At 44.3% G+C, this 16,038-nt stretch carries 11 protein-coding genes; 4 read left to right on the top strand and 7 right to left on the bottom strand.

All coding sequences use genetic code 11. The features are described 5' to 3' along the window. Positions 1 to 16: 16 nt before the first annotated feature. The 3 genes from AC3CH3_RS12090 (at position 17) to AC3CH3_RS12080 (ending at position 3,765) form a co-directional block, all read left to right on the top strand. Entirely contained in the window at positions 17 to 1,798 is a 1,782-nt protein-coding gene (locus AC3CH3_RS12090; RefSeq protein WP_488537234.1) for a hypothetical protein, read from the top strand. Beyond that, positions 1,791 to 2,711 (top strand): glycosyltransferase family 2 protein, encoded by a 921-nt coding sequence (locus AC3CH3_RS12085; RefSeq protein ID WP_048658128.1) that lies wholly within the window; start codon positions 1,791 to 1,793, stop codon positions 2,709 to 2,711. The genes AC3CH3_RS12090 and AC3CH3_RS12085 overlap by 8 nt, the downstream gene beginning before the upstream one ends. Positions 2,712 to 2,844: 133 nt before the next feature. Beyond that, positions 2,845 to 3,765, top strand: coding sequence for an IS5 family transposase (locus AC3CH3_RS12080; protein ID WP_488537233.1), 921 nt, complete (start codon positions 2,845 to 2,847; stop codon positions 3,763 to 3,765). Positions 3,766 to 3,924: 159 nt separating this feature from the next. Here the strand turns inward: AC3CH3_RS12080 and chrA are convergent, their stop codons facing one another. Continuing rightward, positions 3,925 to 5,073: a chromate efflux transporter gene (gene chrA, locus AC3CH3_RS12075; RefSeq protein WP_019824870.1), complete on the bottom strand. Its 1,149-nt coding sequence runs from the start codon at positions 5,071 to 5,073 to the stop codon at positions 3,925 to 3,927. 101 nt (positions 5,074 to 5,174) lie between these two features. On the opposite strand from chrA, the gene AC3CH3_RS12070 reads away from it, so the two are divergent. After that, positions 5,175 to 6,101, top strand: coding sequence for a LysR family transcriptional regulator (locus AC3CH3_RS12070; protein ID WP_488537232.1), 927 nt, complete (start codon positions 5,175 to 5,177; stop codon positions 6,099 to 6,101). Between the two features lie 270 nt (positions 6,102 to 6,371). Here AC3CH3_RS12070 and AC3CH3_RS12065 read toward each other — a convergent pair whose 3' ends face one another. The 6 genes from AC3CH3_RS12065 to AC3CH3_RS12040 all read right to left on the bottom strand — a co-directional run bounded on the left by AC3CH3_RS12065 (position 6,372) and on the right by AC3CH3_RS12040 (position 16,037). Beyond that, the gene (locus AC3CH3_RS12065) at positions 6,372 to 7,712 is read right to left on the bottom strand and encodes an MATE family efflux transporter (protein WP_019824874.1); all 1,341 of its coding nucleotides are present in this window, start codon (positions 7,710 to 7,712) and stop codon (positions 6,372 to 6,374) included. A gap of 390 nt (positions 7,713 to 8,102) precedes the next feature. After that, the gene (gene ygjK, locus AC3CH3_RS12060) at positions 8,103 to 10,496 is read right to left on the bottom strand and encodes an alpha-glucosidase (RefSeq protein WP_488537231.1); all 2,394 of its coding nucleotides are present in this window, start codon (positions 10,494 to 10,496) and stop codon (positions 8,103 to 8,105) included. A 15-nt stretch (positions 10,497 to 10,511) separates the two neighbouring features. Continuing rightward, complete coding sequence (ygjJ, locus tag AC3CH3_RS12055; protein WP_488537230.1) at positions 10,512 to 11,570, bottom strand: protein YgjJ; 1,059 nt, start codon at positions 11,568 to 11,570, stop codon at positions 10,512 to 10,514. Between the two features lie 406 nt (positions 11,571 to 11,976). Beyond that, positions 11,977 to 13,410: an amino acid permease gene (locus tag AC3CH3_RS12050; protein ID WP_488537229.1), complete on the bottom strand. Its 1,434-nt coding sequence runs from the start codon at positions 13,408 to 13,410 to the stop codon at positions 11,977 to 11,979. Between the two features lie 573 nt (positions 13,411 to 13,983). Next, entirely contained in the window at positions 13,984 to 15,408 is a 1,425-nt protein-coding gene (locus tag AC3CH3_RS12045) for an amino acid permease (RefSeq protein WP_048605567.1), read from the bottom strand. A gap of 176 nt (positions 15,409 to 15,584) precedes the next feature. Continuing rightward, positions 15,585 to 16,037 carry a beta-galactosidase subunit beta gene (locus AC3CH3_RS12040; RefSeq protein WP_488537228.1) on the bottom strand — a complete coding sequence of 151 codons (453 nt, stop codon included), beginning with the start codon at positions 16,035 to 16,037 and terminating at the stop codon, positions 15,585 to 15,587. Position 16,038: the final 1 nt, after the last annotated feature.

Raw genomic sequence — 16,038 nt, 5'->3', positions numbered from 1 at the left:
AATTGATTTTGGCTTAATGAAAAGGATATTCATATTGCCTAAAAGTGAGAGTTTTAACAAAGACATCATAGCTATTTCTGTAATTTGGCTCGTATGTGCCATTTTTATATTTATTTATAAGTGGGAGAGCATTTCAATACTCAACCTGAATGACAATGACGATTATATGCGTTTTGTTCAGTTTCAGGAGTGGATGAGGAATGGTCATTGGTACCTAGAGCCAATGAGTAACTTTAATGCCGATGACGGTATTATTATTCATTGGTCTCGATTTCCTGATCTAATGCTCTCTTCAGTCGCTTTCCCATTGATATTTATGGTTGATGATAGCCTTGCTTATACTATCTCGATTTCTATTGTCCCTTTGCTTTATTTATTGTTCTTCGCATTATCGTGCTTTTACCTATGCGAACGTTTCTTAGGCGCTAAGTACCGCTTTATCAGCACGATGTTTGCTATTTTTTCTCCTGCGATAATACACTTCTTACCTGGTTCTATTGACCATCATAATATTCAACTTATTTTGGCAACGCTCTTCTTATCAGTAACACCGACTTCTATCAACAACCTAAGGCAATCATGGCGAGTGTATGCTCAGGCCGTTTTCGTGTCTCTATCTCTATGGACTGGGATGGATAATGTTTTGTTGTTTATGATTTTCTTAATTATTTATACTGTGTATTACTGCTTCGTTCGTGACGAGTGGTTTAGTTATGTCTCTAAGTTATACGTAACTTGTTCGATTTTTGGAGCTTGTGCTGTTTTATTAAATAGGCCTTATGATGAGTTCTTTGCTTTTAAATATGATGAAATCTCATTCATTCTCATTATTCTTTTTTTTAGTGGTTGGGTGTTTGTCAATGCTTACAACAGATTGAATAATAATAGAAAAAACTTAACTCAAAGATTTTTATTATTTGTTTTTCTTGGTTTGTTGTGTTTACTTCCGGTTGTTATTCTTTACCCCTCACTGACTAGTGCTTTGTTTATTGATTACCCACCGATACTAAAGCTGTATTGGCTTGATCAAGTTGCCGAAGCTAAATCTGTCGCAACATACATAGCAATGAATGGCTTTTTTTCAGTGGATAATTATTTGTTGCTATTAGTTCCCGCAATGTTGTATCCATTCTTTCGAAATAAAACCCCCCACTGTGCAATCTTGTATCTCATTTTTATGTTTAATTTAGCCCTTGCGATGTTTTGGCAGATTAGAGTGATGAGGTTGTGTTTTGTTTTGGCGGCACCTTTTCAAGCATATTTTGTAATTAAAGTGTCTGAATACGTTAGGTATTCACTACTGAAAGTGCTGATTATTTTCTCAGGTACTCCATTGGCGTTAGCGTTTGTCATTCTCGCTTTATCTCCAGCAGAGGAAGTGACTACCAAACTTGATAAGACCGATAAGTTACCAGTCATCTTTAAGGTGCTGAAAGATAACGGTATCAACTCTCATACAATTCTTTCAGGAATAGAAACAGGTGCACCTGTATTGGCCAAAACGAACAACACTATAATCGCCGCGCCTTATCATAGAAATATTGTGGGTAACCAATTTTTAATCGAAGTGATGTTAGAAGAGGACATGCTTCTAGCAAGAAACAAAATAGTCGATAAAAAGGTTGATTATATATTGATCGGTAATGACCCTCATTTAACTCTCCTAAAGGACTCTGGAAGCGAGGACTCTTTAGTTAGGAGACTTCATGGGGATAATATTCCGGCTTGGTTAGACGTTACATATGATGGAATTGAGGATGGTTATCGAGTTTTTAAAGTAAGGAGTGAGCATGAATAAACAGAAAGTCGCAGTATTACTCCCATGTTATAACGAAGCCGGAGCCATTGGTGAAACGGTCACGTCTTTTCAACAAGCCTTACCTGATGCATCCATTTATGTTTATGACAATAATTCAACCGACAACACGGTCAACGAGGCGTTACAAGCAGGGGCGATTGTGCGACATGAGCCGCGCCAAGGTAAAGGGGAGGTTGTGAGGCGGATGTTTTCTGATATCGACGCCGATATCTATGTGATGGCTGATGGTGATGATACCTATGACGCCTCAATATGCCCCGAGCTGATCGACCAACTAAATAATGAAAAGCTCGATATGATCATTGGCAGTCGCGAGCGAACTTCAATGGCTTATCCCAAGGGACATATCCTTGGGAACAAGATGTTTTCATCTCTGATTAACTTAGCATTCAATGCGCAATTGAATGATGTGTTTTCTGGCTATCGAATTATGAGCCATAGATTTGTCAAAACCGCACCTATCTTCAGCGATGGTTTCCAGATAGAAACAGAACTTACCGTGCATGCGTTACACCATAATATGTCAATCAAAGAAGTCTCGACTCAATACCAATCTAGACCTGAAGGGACTACCAGCAAACTGAACACCTTGAGCGATGGTCTCAAGATTCTAAATTTTATCTTGTTCTTATTGAGAGATGTAAAGCCGATGTTTTTCTTTGGCTCTCTCTCGATATTGCTAGGTTTTATTTCATTGATCTTGGGTATCCCCGTCATTGTTGATTTTGTTGATACAGGATTGGTTGAGAGGCTACCTACAGCTGTTTTGTCTAGCTCAATAGCTTTGATCGCGGTGATGTCTTTTTTCTGCGGTTTGATACTCGATAACGTATCACGAGGTAGGCGAGAGATGAGAATACTCTCTATTTTAAGATTTAAGGACGATGAATGACTTAGCTGAGATATTTGGCTAAGAGATCAATCCTCGAGAGCATGAGCTTTGAGAGGCTTTGTTGCGTAATTCAATGGAACTAAATCAAGAGCCTACGATCTGATCAGCTACGTTCACTCCTTCTCGTAGCTCTATGCCTAAACCTCGTTACAAAACAACCAACTGGAAGCAATACAACCAATCACTTATTAACCGTGGCTCTCTGACCTTTTGGATTGATGAAGAGGCAATAAACGGGTGGGCGCAAAGCAAACAGAGTAAGCGCGGGAGGCCACGTCGGTTCAGCGATTTAGCTATCACGACAGCGCTCATGGTGAAACGAGTTTTTTCTATGCCACTGAGAGCTCTGCAAGGGTTTATCGACTCAATATTTAGGCTTGCCCATGTTCCATTAAGTTGTCCGCATTACACCTGCATCAGTCGTAGAGCAAAGCAAGTTGAGGTCTCATTTAAGACTAAAGCGAGAGGAGCAATACAGCACCTGGCCATTGATGCAACTGGCCTAAAGGTTTATGGCGAAGGTGAATGGAAAGTCAAAAAACACGGGACAGATGGCAAGCGTAGAGTTTGGCGAAAGCTGCATATTGCCGTTGATACAAGCACTCATGAAATTATCGCAGCCGAGCTAAGTTTATCGACGGTTACAGATGGAGAAGTCCTCCCGAACTTACTGAAACAAACACGCCGAAGTATCCTTGAGGTGTCTGGTGATGGAGCTTACGACACGAGATTGTGTCATGCTGCTATTAAGATTAAGGGAGCCATTGCGCTTATTCCCCCAAGAGAAGGGGCAGCCTTCTGGGAGCGTGGTCATCCTCGAAACCTCGCCGTGGGTTGCCAGAAGTTATACGGCTCAAATAAGTATTGGAAAGAGCGGTATGGGTACCACAGACGTTCACTATCAGAAACAGCGATGTATCGAGTAAAACAGTTACTAGGAGGACGATTGAGCTTAAGACATTACAATGCGCAGGTGGGTGAGACTTACGCGATGATAAAAGCGTTGAACAAGCTTACTGGGTTAGGTATGCCTGAAACTTGTCGTATTGACTAAGAAACACACGAAATGGGGTAGCTCTATCTATAAATTTAATTACGCAACAAAGCCGCTTTGAGATGGAATTACCAACTATATAGCGGGTGATAGGTAGATTAAATTATGAAAGACGAAAGTAAGAAGCAAGCGACTTGCTCACTTCTTACTATAAATCTTTTAGACTGCTAAACCTGTCATTGCGCCAAAGACCATGAATAATCCGACAAGTCCTACAATAGGTAACTTCACGGTTTTCAATAACCACACACCAACAATGATCAGAGCGAAGTCTATGCCGCTGCTTACTGCGCTTGTGAAGATCGGTTGATATAGCGCTGCCAACAATAAACCGACAACCGCCGCATTCACACCAGTAAGAGCGCCTGCCACCAAAGGTTTGCTTGCAATCGCCTGCCAGTTCTTCAGTACACCCAGTAGCAATAAGAAGCCCGGTAAGAACACAGCAATCGTTGCGAGTAGTGCGCCTGTTATCGGTGCCGATGGCATCAATACATAACCTAGGTAAGTCGCAAGTGTAAACATAGGCCCTGGTACTGCCTGTGCTGCTGCATAACCTGTTAGGAAGGCATCTTGAGACAGTTGGTCACCAATACCATTTTGTAGCAACGGAAGTACCACGTGGCCGCCACCGAATACTAAGCTACCAGCTTGGTAGAACAGGCCAAACACTTCAATATCTTGAGAGTAAGCACTGAATAGAGGCAGACCAACCAGCAAAGCAACAAAAATCACGAGAGGTGTTACCGATATTTTTTGTGTTGAAGGTGTCGTTTTTAGCTCTTGAGACGTCAAGAACTTACTACCAACCATCGCTGCAAATAGAAGCACTAAAACTTGAGGCCAGATGCCTGGAATCAGTAGCAGGACAATCGCGGTAATCACACATAAGGCGGTCGCTATCTTCGATTGGCAAAAGTTTTTGTACATACCAAAGGTTGCATCAGCGACAACCACTACTGCTAATAACTTAAGCCCGTGAATGATTGAATTGAAAAGTGGTGCTTCCAATAGCTGATTGCTCACCAACGCCAATATCAGCATCAGAATCACAGATGGGGAAGTGAAGCCGACAAATGCAGCAATAGCACCTGTTAGTCCACCTTTTTTGTAGCCAACCGCAAAGCCAACCTGACTTGAACCTGGGCCCGGCAGAAATTGGCTAAGAGCGACAATCTGCCCGTACTCTTCGTCGGACAACCAATTTAGTTTCTCAACAAAGGTTTTACGGAAGTAGCCGATGTGTGCTGCTGGTCCACCAAAGCTAATCCAGCCAAGCCAGAAAAAGGTTTTAAAAATTGAAAGCATGATCGATTCCAGATAAATGTTTAGCGTAATTTAGGTGGAGTTAAACTATGATTCAAATTAATTGTTTTAATTATAACTATGAATGAAATGGGTTGTTTGGCATGGCTGATTTTAATTGGAAAGGGATCGACCTTAACTTGTTGATTTCAATGCAGGCTTTGTATAAAACGAATAGCGTGAGTAAGGCTGCTGAGCGTTGTTATGTCAGCCAATCTGCGATGAGCCATAGCTTACAAAGGCTACGAAAGTTGTTTGATGACCCTTTGTTTGAGCGTGTAGGTAGCAAGATGGAGGCGACCGACCGAGCCATTGAACTATCAAGTACCGTGGACGCACTACTGAATACCATCCAGTCTGAAGTTCTGTTATCTAAATCGTTTGATGCAGAGACTTATAAAGGGACTTGGAAGATTGGTCTCACTGATTATACCGAGCAGATGTTCGCTCCAATATTGTTTGACCTGATTAAGCAATCCTCTCCTTATTCCCAAGTAGCGTTGTTCAATGTAAACCGGAGTAACTACCAGCAAGTCTTTGACGATGCCAAGCTTGATATGACGATAGGCAGCTTTGGTGAGGTACCAAAGCAATATCGAACAAAGCATTTATACACGGAGCAACATGTTTGTTTACTTGATCAATCGGTTCTAACTATTGAGGAGCCGATGTCGCTAGAACAATTTGTTGCTGTCGAGCACGCGCTCGTTTCCCCGGCAGGGGCTTTAAAGACGGGAGTGGATACTCGTTTAGGTGAACTCGGTTTAAGCCGGAAAGTCGCGATATCTTCCAGTAACTTTTTAACTGTTAAGCGGCTCATTCGTGGCAGAGAACTATTGTGTATTGTCCCTAAACTAGTGGCGCGCAAGGATATGGATAGTGAAGAAACCTTACTAGCTGTGAAGCCACCAATTGATGTTCCAGATTTTGATATCCAGCTTGTTTATAGGAAGGCAAAGCATTTAGATGATAAAAATAAACTACTTAGAAAGCTGATTACTAATGCGATCTCATCTGTGATTTCCGAATAGTTTATTGTGTCGGTTAATCGTCAAATTCATATGAATTAATTTTAGAAAAATCCGGTTTATTATAAGAACCCGACTATACTTAATTTACGACTTAAAGCAGTCGTAAAGAATAGGATTTTTGATTTACCTAAGTAAAAAAATTGGTTATATCTTCATGATATAGCTTAAAAATCTGCCAGGCTAAACGGGCTTAGTTGGTCTTAAAAGCGCTAGCTCCCCCTAGCGCTTTTTTCTTTTGGTCGAGATAAATTTAGACGTATCAACAACAACCTAAAAAGAGAATCGAGTCCATTTCTTCGCTCGCCAGCGATAGGCCATGATGATTCCACGGAACCACTCGTCCATCGCTATTGCCATCCAAGCCCCTAATACGCCATAACCCCAATGCACGCCAAGCAAGTAGCTCATGGCAACCCCAATGCCCCACATGCTGAGAATACCCATTTTGATCGGGAATTTAATGTCGCCAGCGGCCTTTAGACAAGAGATAAAGATCAGGTTAAATACTCGGCCAGCTTCAAGAATGATGGAACCTGCAATCAGCGCGGCAGTTAGCGCAACGATCTCTGGATCTTGCGTAAACAGATCGAGAATTTCGAAACGGAACACATAAACCATGCAGGTAATCGCAGTTGAGGCGATAAAACCAACCACAAAGTAGCGTTGCACGCGCTTGGTGATCTCGTCGATCCAACCCTTGCCAATGTAATAGCCTGTTTGGATTTGGCTGCCTTGACCAATCGCCAGTGCAAACGCAAAAGAGAGGCGAGCGATGTTTTGTGCGTAAGTAAACGCAGCCAGTGAAGAGGTGCCCATCTGCACTACAAAGAAGGTAATGCTGATCTGAGCCATGTTATAAGAGAGCACTTCTCCTGCGTTCATCGAGCCGATCTTAATGATTTTTTGATAGATGGCTTTCGGCACAGATTTAAACTGCTTCACTGGTAGATCTATCCCTTTGCTTCTGACCACACCAATTAAGATCAACATCCCGATCACTTGGCTGATTACAGTCGCGGTCGCAACCCCTTGCACGCCGTATACAGGCAAACCAAAAGGTTGATATAAGGCACAATAGTTGCCGAATACGTTGATGACGCCAGCAATCATGTTGATCACCATTGGTGACTTTGAATAGCCATGACTGCGCAGAATAGTAGTGAGAACCACACCAATGGTTACATTGAAGGTGAGAGCACCACTGATGAATAGGTATTCTTGTGCGTATTGCTCGACTTGAGGTTCGAGTTGATAGAGCGGGATAAAATATTCAGCAACAAGAACGGCAATCACACTCAGTAGCACACCGGCAATAATGGCCAGAATGATGCTCGCTACGCCCACGTGAGCGCTCTCTTGAGTGCGGGAGGCACCGTTGTACTGCGCGATTAAAATCCCTGTACCACTGCTGACCATAGTTGAGACAATGATCAGGAAAAAGGATATCTGAGAAATAACACCAACGGCAGACACGGCTTTGTCCGAGTATCCCGATAACATGAATACATCACTGGTGTTGAGTGCGGTTCTTAAAAGAACTTCGATAAAAATTGGCCAGGTGAGCGCAACGATTCCCATACGTTTGTTTAGGGTGGAATCAGCATTAGGCATTTAGGTTTTCTCAAAAAAGGGGTAGGCAACACTATAGTCTAGCGATTATTTAGTAAACGACTATCAAATTAATGTCCGGAAGGCTAATAAGGATAAATAAAATTCGAATAAGTCTTCATAACCCAATATTTCAGTGAGAGTGATGAAATTTTTGAGTGGGATTTCATAGCAAGAGCACTCTTTTTTTTTGTGAGTAAAAGGTTGCCCGTGTTAGCGGAGTACAGCGGATTAAGTAAAAGGATCATGGTAGGCCAAATGGTCTAAGTGCTTGTTGTTCGCTTATTTTGCTTCAGGTGTAAAAAAGGCACTCAGCGAGATACTGAGTGCCAAAGCCTGAAATTTATGAGGTTATCTTTTCATTGAATTTCAGAAGACAGGTATAGGTTTAATTTACTCTGCGTCAGTAAAGAAATCGTTGTAAAGCATGTACAAGTGAGCTGCACTCCAAGAGAAGTTTGGCGCACCTTGTTGCTCACCGTTCAATGGATTGTAGTTCTCACGGATAGGGCCGTCTTGCACCAAGCCATCGGCGTGGTCGAAGAAAGCGCCTGTCATTTCAATCGCATCATCACGGTAGCCGTAGCTGTCCATACCTTTAAGGCCGAAGTAGAACTGGTCTACCCATACGCGTCCACGCCAGTAAATATCTGGGCCAAATGCTGGGCTAGAAAGCGCTGCCGTACCCAGTGGAACGTAGGTGTTGAACTCTGAGGTATCTTTCATCACAGAAACCACCGCATCGGCGTGTGCTTGTGTTGCTGCGCCATTGAACAGTGGTGACCAACCTTCAGGGCCTTTGCCACGTTCTACAATCGGTTTACCTGCACAGCCATTGGCTAACGGTTTATCTTCAATGCGGATGTCGTAGTAGAAGTTCGTGCCTTCATCGAACATACAAGTGTTGATGTAGTTCGATAGGTGTTCAGCCTTTTCACGGAACTCTTTTGCTTCTGCGTCTTTACCTAGAATGTCAGCCATTTCTGCTAGGTACTTGTTATCGCTGTACATGTAGCTTGCTTGGTCGACAGATTCTTGCAGTAGCGAGTAGCCTAGCAGTGTGCCGTCTTCAGCGCGGTTTTGAGCGAACTCAACATCCCAATCGCTGCGCTCACCACCGTTTGCAACGTATGCGTCTAGCTGGTCTTTATCAATGAAGCCAAATGCGGCTGCATCGTCACGGCCTGATTCCCAAGATGCAGCCGTTTGTGCGGGGCTCTCGATGTAATCGTAGTTGCCTTCTGCTACCACTTTATCCAGTGCTGCTTGTCCTATAACTGTTTCGTGCTTATCGCCACGAACCACGGTGAAGTACATTTCACCTTCAGGTGTGTTGTGTGCTTTGTCGCGAGCAGCGCCATACTCTGGCACGCCATTGCCGTTGTTGTCACGGTTGCGTAGCCACCAGTCGTGGTATGCCACTAACTTTGGATACATCTCTTCTAGCCAAGCTTCATCGCTGGTAGTCTTATAAACTTCCATTACCGCCCATGCTGCTAGGCTCGGTTTGGTGTTACGCTCATTCCAGTTACCGCCGTCGCCGCCACGTTCTGGGCTTAGGTTGTAAGCGAGTAGATCTGGCACGTAGCCCTCATCCCAAGGGCGAACGGCATCGTCGGCTTGGATTTGGTAAGCGAACATTGCACGGATGTTATCTTTCGCTACGTCTGGGTTGAAGTGAGCCATTGCGTAGGCTTGTTTCCATGTGTCCCACGGCCAAGTTTGGTTGCCCGAGAACCAACGCGCCGTTACTGATGGTGTTACAGAGTCAAACTCCATCGCACCTGCAGCGCCGCGCCAGTTACCGTTTAGGGTTTCCATCGCCTTAACCGCAACACGCTCTTGTTCTGGTGTTGCGTTCGGGTTGGTTAAACCCATCTCAAGATAGCCTTCCCAACGCTCTGCTGATGCAGCTAAGAAATCGGTAGGGTTTGCCATGATCTTTTTGATTTCGGGCTGTTCTGCTTGCGCTTCTTCTGCCGTTAGAACATGTGAGTATGTGGTGTAGATAGTTGTCGATACTTCAATGTTTGCCGTTGAAGTAAACGTTAGGCCATCCACTTTAGTTTGCGTTGGAATCGATTTGTGAACTTGGTACTCAGACTCACCTGAAGTCAGCAGATCCCAAGTTGAACGCACTTTACCAAAGGTGACTTTCAGGCCATCGTCGGTTGCGACGATTTGACGGTCATACTCAGGGTAAGTTTCAGCGATTGTTTTGTCGGTTTGTGCCACGCCTTCTTTCGCGTGTGTCTTCTCTAGCAGTTCACCATCCCACACCAATTCAACCGGTGAGTCGGTAGTGATTTTGGTTTCTAGCAGAGAGGTACGGTTTGAAGCAAAACGCATCGTCATTTCTACGGTCACATCGTCAGATTTTAGCGTCTGAACCAATGCGCCCGGTAGGCTGTAAGCTTCCATAGTGAAAGCCACTTTTTTGCCGTCTTTGAACACGCTTAGGCGGTCGAAGTTATCAGCCATGAAGTTGATGTATTCTTCGGTAAGCAGTGCTGTACCTGGGAATCCGCCCATGCCTTCTGCACTGTCTGGCAGTAGGTGACCGTGCCATACACCTAGGTCGAAGAATGGGTTAAAGCGTTGGTGGTCATCGAAGTCGTAGTCACGCATGTATTCAGGTGAGCCAGTACGGTCGATAACGTTCTTAAATTGGTTGGCTTGCAGTTGCTCTGTGTCAGAGCCTGAGCCAGAGATTGAGTTTGAAGCACAACCAGTAACGACAAGGGCTGCACCGATAGCGAGAGCTGCGAATGATTTATTCAGTTTCATGATCAATTCCTGTTATTACCAGTAGAAGTATTGCATTGCGAACACCTGAGCGTCGCCGATTTCAGTGTCGCTACCTACGCCAAAGCGGCTATCGAAAGCAGTCGCAAACGCGCCGTTGCCGTATTCATACCAAACGCCCGCGTTGATGTAAGAGGTGATTTCTTTGTCGCCGTTGTCACCATCAAAGTTTGCGTAATTGTAGGCTGCTGAAAGGTAAACGCCCTGAGCTGCTTCGTACCAAGCACTGGTTTGAATACCGGATTCGCTGCCAAATGATTCTTGGTTGCCTTTATCTGTGTCGTGCCAAATACGAGTCGCAAAGTTTTTGTATTCAGCACCCAATAGCAATAGTTCACCGCCATCGTTGTTACGAACTTCACCACCACCCATTAGAGTTAAGTCGTCGGTCAGATCGTATTGAAGGTAACCATTGACCATGGCGTTCTTATCTTTCCATTGGTCTGCGAAGCTGTCGTATTTACCGAAGTGAACAAGAGCATCGTCTTCAGAGAAGTCAGACTCTGGCGCGAAAGAAACGCTATAGCGAAGCTTACCTTCTAGGTTTTGAATCTTCACACCAAGGTGCACGTCTCGCGTGTTTGAGATCGCGTAGCCGTATTCAACCGTAGGGTCACCCCACCATTGAACGTCATCTAATGAAGAGTCCATACGACCAATCATGAATTCTGTTTTGTTGTCGGTGCGGTAGCCAGCGTAAAAGCGGTTGAAACCACCTTCAAAGCCGCCCCAGCCGTGGCCCGTTGCCCAAGCATTGCCTTCGTCGTCAGCTTGTACTGTCCAGCCTTCCATGTAAGCAAGACCGAACCAATTACCGTGCTCGATAGCCAAGCCTGCTTCGATGTAAGTACCGTCTGCATAACGGCCTTTGTCGTCGCCTTCTAGTGTAACGTGACCACCAAGGCCAAGCTCACCATAGAAGTTAAATAGGGTTTCTGTTTTAGGGGGCTGAGTGTCGCTGTGGTTAGCGGCTGTTTCATCAGCGTGGGCATTAGCCGTTAGAGCAGCAAGGATACAGCTTGTAATAATGGTGGTTTTAGTAAAACTACTTTTCATTTTAATCACTTCTGTGTCGGGTTATAAATGAAGGTTCGCAAGCAGTTCTGACTTCTAATATGGGGTGCTCTTCAAGGCGTGCTGGTCAGGTCACTTACGATCGCAAAACCGATATTAATGATAATTTTGATGTTTAAAATTAATTCAGTTTAAAAGTGTGATCTATTTTTAGTAAATATTTACTTTGTTTTTATTTTGACTTTAAGTTGAATGTGTAGAGGCATGGCTAAGGTGATAGCTATTCAATCTATGAATCATTTTGTAGGCGGTTCGATTGTTGACTCGAATGTCTTGTTTCTTGAAGGCTTTGGTGAAATTTAGGTGTTGAGTGGGAATGTACCGACAAATAAAAAGGCACTCACCAAATGGGAGTGCCTTAAGTTTTCGATCAGATCGTAGGGTAAAACTAAGCGTTCGCCGGTTCAGGCTTTGCTTCTAGTTTTTTCTCTTCTGGAGATAAGCTTTTCTCGTATTGACCGTACTTCCACCATGCGTAGCCAAGGAAGATTACTATCCCGCCCACGTTGTAGAAGATGATGGTCATGATGTCTGCGCCTGTTGGGAAGGTAGAGGCGAAGAAACCAACGGTGAAGATAGCGATAAGAATCGATACTGCTGTAATACCGACCGTACGAGAACCCATGCGGAAATCACGAGGAAGGTGGTCCAGTTTTACGCGCAAGTGAAGGTAAGCAATCATGATGAACAGTGGCGGTAGCATAGAAGCTGCTGCAGTCATGTTGATGATGGTACTCATCAAGTCTTGAACGGTGTCAGACGCCAACGTTGGGATGAACATCAGTGGAATCACGATGAAGAACTGAACCCATGCCGCGCGCTCTGGAACGCCTTGTTTGTTAAGTGCGACAGTTTTCTCGCCGAAGATGCCTTTAGGGATTTCAGAGAAGAAAATCTTAACGGGTGTTGCCGTCCACATCAGCAGAGAGCCCAACATCGCCGTGAATGAAACCACACCAACGAAACGGTTCATCAAGATTTCAGAAAGTCCAAAGTGTCTTGCTAGCCCTTCAAATACCTGAACAGAGCCGCCTGTAAATTTAAGTTCTTCTCGCGAAACAAACACGTTCGCTAATACCGATCCTACTGAGTAAAGCGCACCGATGAAGATACCTGCGATGATGATGACTTTAACGAAAGACTTGTGGCCGCCTTTGATGTCGTTAACGTAAACCGCGACCGATTCTGCACCGCCTGCCGCCATGAAGATCCAAGTGATTACGCCAAGGAATGCCCAGTTGAAGCTTGGTGTCATCGCTTCAATGGTGATTGGATCAGCTGGCTCGATACCACCGATCAAAGCACCGCCTGAAAGCAGGATGTAAGACAGAGTCAGCAACAACATCAATGATGATGTTAGTGAGGTGATTGGGCCAAGTAGCTTCGCGCCGTTGTTAGAGATATGAGTTGCGACCGCAAATAAAATGGTACTCAGAATTGCGGTGGTCATTGGCGTGAAGATGTACTCGAAACCTAAGAACGCATAAGACGCGTAAGCGATGATTCTAGGCAGCAGAGAGGTGAAGAAGAACAGGTTAACAAACCAGTAGGTGTAAGCTGAAATAAACGCCCAGCGGCCGCCTAGAGAACTTTTAACCCAAGAATAAACACCCGCTTCAGAGTCTTTATTCAGTGACACAAACTCTGCAACGATCAAACAAAATGGCACAAAGTAAAAGATGGTTGCTAGAAAGAACATCGGAGCCGAGGAAAGGCCGATCTCGATGTTGTTATTAATGATGTTATTGAAGCTGTATACCGCCGCGAAGGTCATAGACAGTAGGGCAAATTTGCCTATCGTACTGCGTTTATTTTCGGACATGATGTTCTCCGGTGAATCACGTTGATGATCGTTATAACTTGGTCCTAGAGAGGGAAGCTCTAGGCCGCACTTTTATTGTTATGTTGGTTTGGCAAACACCCGCTTTGTTTAGTCAGGGTTGGCTCATTGTTGTTTTTATAGATTTACGATCGGACTTCTTTGGGCTTTTTCTCTCTGGAATTTCAGTAAAGTTATTACCAAAACAAAGAGTTAAAGATTAAGAAGTTCATTGAAGAGATTGCTGGTTTCATGAGCGAGGATTTATAAGGCTTGTAGGGGCTTTTTGTCGCTTTTTTTATATGAATCAGTTTGTCTCTTCAGCAAGAAGATTAAAGATTAAGCGGCGGGAAGTTAATCGAAATTGATCAAATATGTGACCTTGAGTAAATAAATTTAGTTAATTTTTTACCTTGGTTTTTATTCGAGTTTTATTACCGATTAATTGGTGTTTTTCGTGAACTGAAACCTTGACGGAACGCCGTTTTAATTTCTAGATTTTGCTTTTAATTATCTGATTTAAAACAAAAAAAAGCGCCTTAGTAGGCGCTTTTAAAGTTGGGGGAATGCAGAGCGCTACGATTGCTTAGCTGTTTCTAGCTTTGCGTCTTTACCTGCCTGCTTTTTTTCAAAGCGCGAGATCCACCACCAAGCGAGACCAGAGAATACCGCGGTCATGAATACGTTGATAAAGAAGGCTTGAACTAGGTCAACACCTGTTGGGAATGCAGATGCCGTCATACTCACAACGAAGATGCCGATAAGTACAGATACAACAGCCATACCTTGCACTCGAGTACCCATGCGGAAATCACGCGGTGTGTCGTCATGCTTCAAGCGGAATACAAAGTACGCCACCATGATGAAGATAGGCGGAAGCATTGCTGTACCAGCCGTTAGGTTGATTGCTGTGTTCATCATGTCTTGTACTGATTCAGAGCCGAAGCCGTTCACCACAAGCATCACGAATACAAACGCGAACTGCCACCAAGCTGCACGTACTGGTACGCCGTGTTCGTTAAGCTCTGTTGTCTTCTCACCGTAAACACCTTTAGGGATTTCAGAGAAGTGAATTTTTACTGGAGCTGCTGTCCACATCATCATCGAACCGAACATAGCAACGAATAGGATAATACCGACGAAGCGACCCGTTAGAGATTGTGAAATGTCGAAGTAGTTTGCCATACCTGTGAAGATTTCAACCATGCCGCCAGCGTAGGTCAGTTCATCACGAGCAACGAATACGTTTACTAGAAGAGAGCCAACTGCGTACATTGCGCCGATTGCGATACCTGCACCAATGATAACCTTGATGAAAGACTTGTGACCGCCCTTAACATCGTTTAGGTAAGCGGCTGCGGTTTCAGCACCACCGGCTGCTTGGAAGATCCAACACATGATACCTAGCGTTGCCCAGTTGATGGTCGGTGTCATTGCTTCAAGCGTGATTGGTTCTACTGGTTCATGGTTGCCGCCCAGTGCCATTAGTGCGCCGATAACGTAGATTGCAAACAGGGCGAATACGCCGTAGGCCACGATCTCGGCAATCTTACCTAGCCAGCTCGCGCCTTTGGTTGAGATGTGTGTCGCTGCTGCAAACAGAGCAATCGAGATAGCCGATGTGACGACTGGCGAGAAGGCGTATTCATAGCCCAACATCGCGTAAGACGCATAAGCGATTACGTTTGGTAGCAGAGATACAAACCAGAAAAGGTTTACGAACCAGTATAGGAACGAACCTAGGTAGGCTGCTTTTGAGCCTAGCGGTTTTTTAAGCCAGTCGTACATGCCTGACTCAGAATTTTTATTTGCAGATACGAATTCAGCAATGATGAACACGAATGGAATGAAGTAAATAAGGGTGGCGAGCAAAAAGATAGGAGCAGAACTCAATCCCAATTCGATGTTGTTGTTTACAATGTTGCGAACGTTAAATACCGCTGCAAATGTCATGGAGAGTAGGGCAAATTTGCCTAACTTACCGCGTACAGATTCAGACATAGTGTCCTCCAAGGGTCACGTAATTATAGTCGTTATATCTTTAAGCTTCCTTGTAGGGAAGAAGCATAAAGGCGTTTGCAGTGTGGCTGAGTCTTGAACGGCAAGCTTCAGTCACACTGTGAATAGATCTTGTTGTTGCTACTTTCGGCTGTTTGGCTTCGGTAGCTTGTTTTCGGTTACTTATTGAGGAAGTAACCGTCTTCAATGGTCACTTTCAGCACCACCTTGCGAACTCGGTTATCACCGTGGAAGCGGTAAGCTTTGCTGTTATCAAAGATCGCCACTTGGCCTTCAGATAACTCACGAGTTTCACCGTTACCCAGTAGGTGTTCACGGTCGGTTTCATCGCTGTAAGCTTGGGTCTGTTCAAGTTGAGACTTATCAGCAAACTCAACCGTTTCACGACCTTCCAAGTAGTAGTGCACATCAAAGTAACGACGGTTGCCGATGAAGTTTTCTGTGCTACGAGCCACACCGTCTTCAATCATGTAAGCCAGTGAGTCACCAATCGAATACATCACGCTATCTTTAATGTTGCCGATGTTTTCAATCGCTTCTACACAGCGTTGCCATTTACGACCGTCGCGGTAAACGACTTTAAATTGCTCTAGGTTGTCTAAAACGATCATC

This window comes from Vibrio sp. QJM3NY_35 (assembly GCF_057785915.1).
The sequence above is the reverse complement of the archived record's forward strand: the minus strand, read 5'-3'. Positions and strand labels throughout refer to the sequence as shown.

Coding starts and splice junctions, on each gene's coding strand:
- AC3CH3_RS12090 (WP_488537234.1), top strand. CDS start 17: ATGAAAAGGATATTCATATTGCCTAAAAGTGAGAGTTTTAACAAAGAC.
- AC3CH3_RS12085 (WP_048658128.1), top strand. CDS start 1,791: ATGAATAAACAGAAAGTCGCAGTATTACTCCCATGTTATAACGAAGCC.
- AC3CH3_RS12080 (WP_488537233.1), top strand. CDS start 2,845: ATGCCTAAACCTCGTTACAAAACAACCAACTGGAAGCAATACAACCAA.
- chrA (WP_019824870.1), bottom strand. CDS start 5,073: ATGCTTTCAATTTTTAAAACCTTTTTCTGGCTTGGCTGGATTAGCTTT.
- AC3CH3_RS12070 (WP_488537232.1), top strand. CDS start 5,175: ATGGCTGATTTTAATTGGAAAGGGATCGACCTTAACTTGTTGATTTCA.
- AC3CH3_RS12065 (WP_019824874.1), bottom strand. CDS start 7,712: ATGCCTAATGCTGATTCCACCCTAAACAAACGTATGGGAATCGTTGCG.
- ygjK (WP_488537231.1), bottom strand. CDS start 10,496: ATGAAACTGAATAAATCATTCGCAGCTCTCGCTATCGGTGCAGCCCTT.
- ygjJ (WP_488537230.1), bottom strand. CDS start 11,570: ATGAAAAGTAGTTTTACTAAAACCACCATTATTACAAGCTGTATCCTT.
- AC3CH3_RS12050 (WP_488537229.1), bottom strand. CDS start 13,410: ATGTCCGAAAATAAACGCAGTACGATAGGCAAATTTGCCCTACTGTCT.
- AC3CH3_RS12045 (WP_048605567.1), bottom strand. CDS start 15,408: ATGTCTGAATCTGTACGCGGTAAGTTAGGCAAATTTGCCCTACTCTCC.
- AC3CH3_RS12040 (WP_488537228.1), bottom strand. CDS start 16,037: ATGATCGTTTTAGACAACCTAGAGCAATTTAAAGTCGTTTACCGCGAC.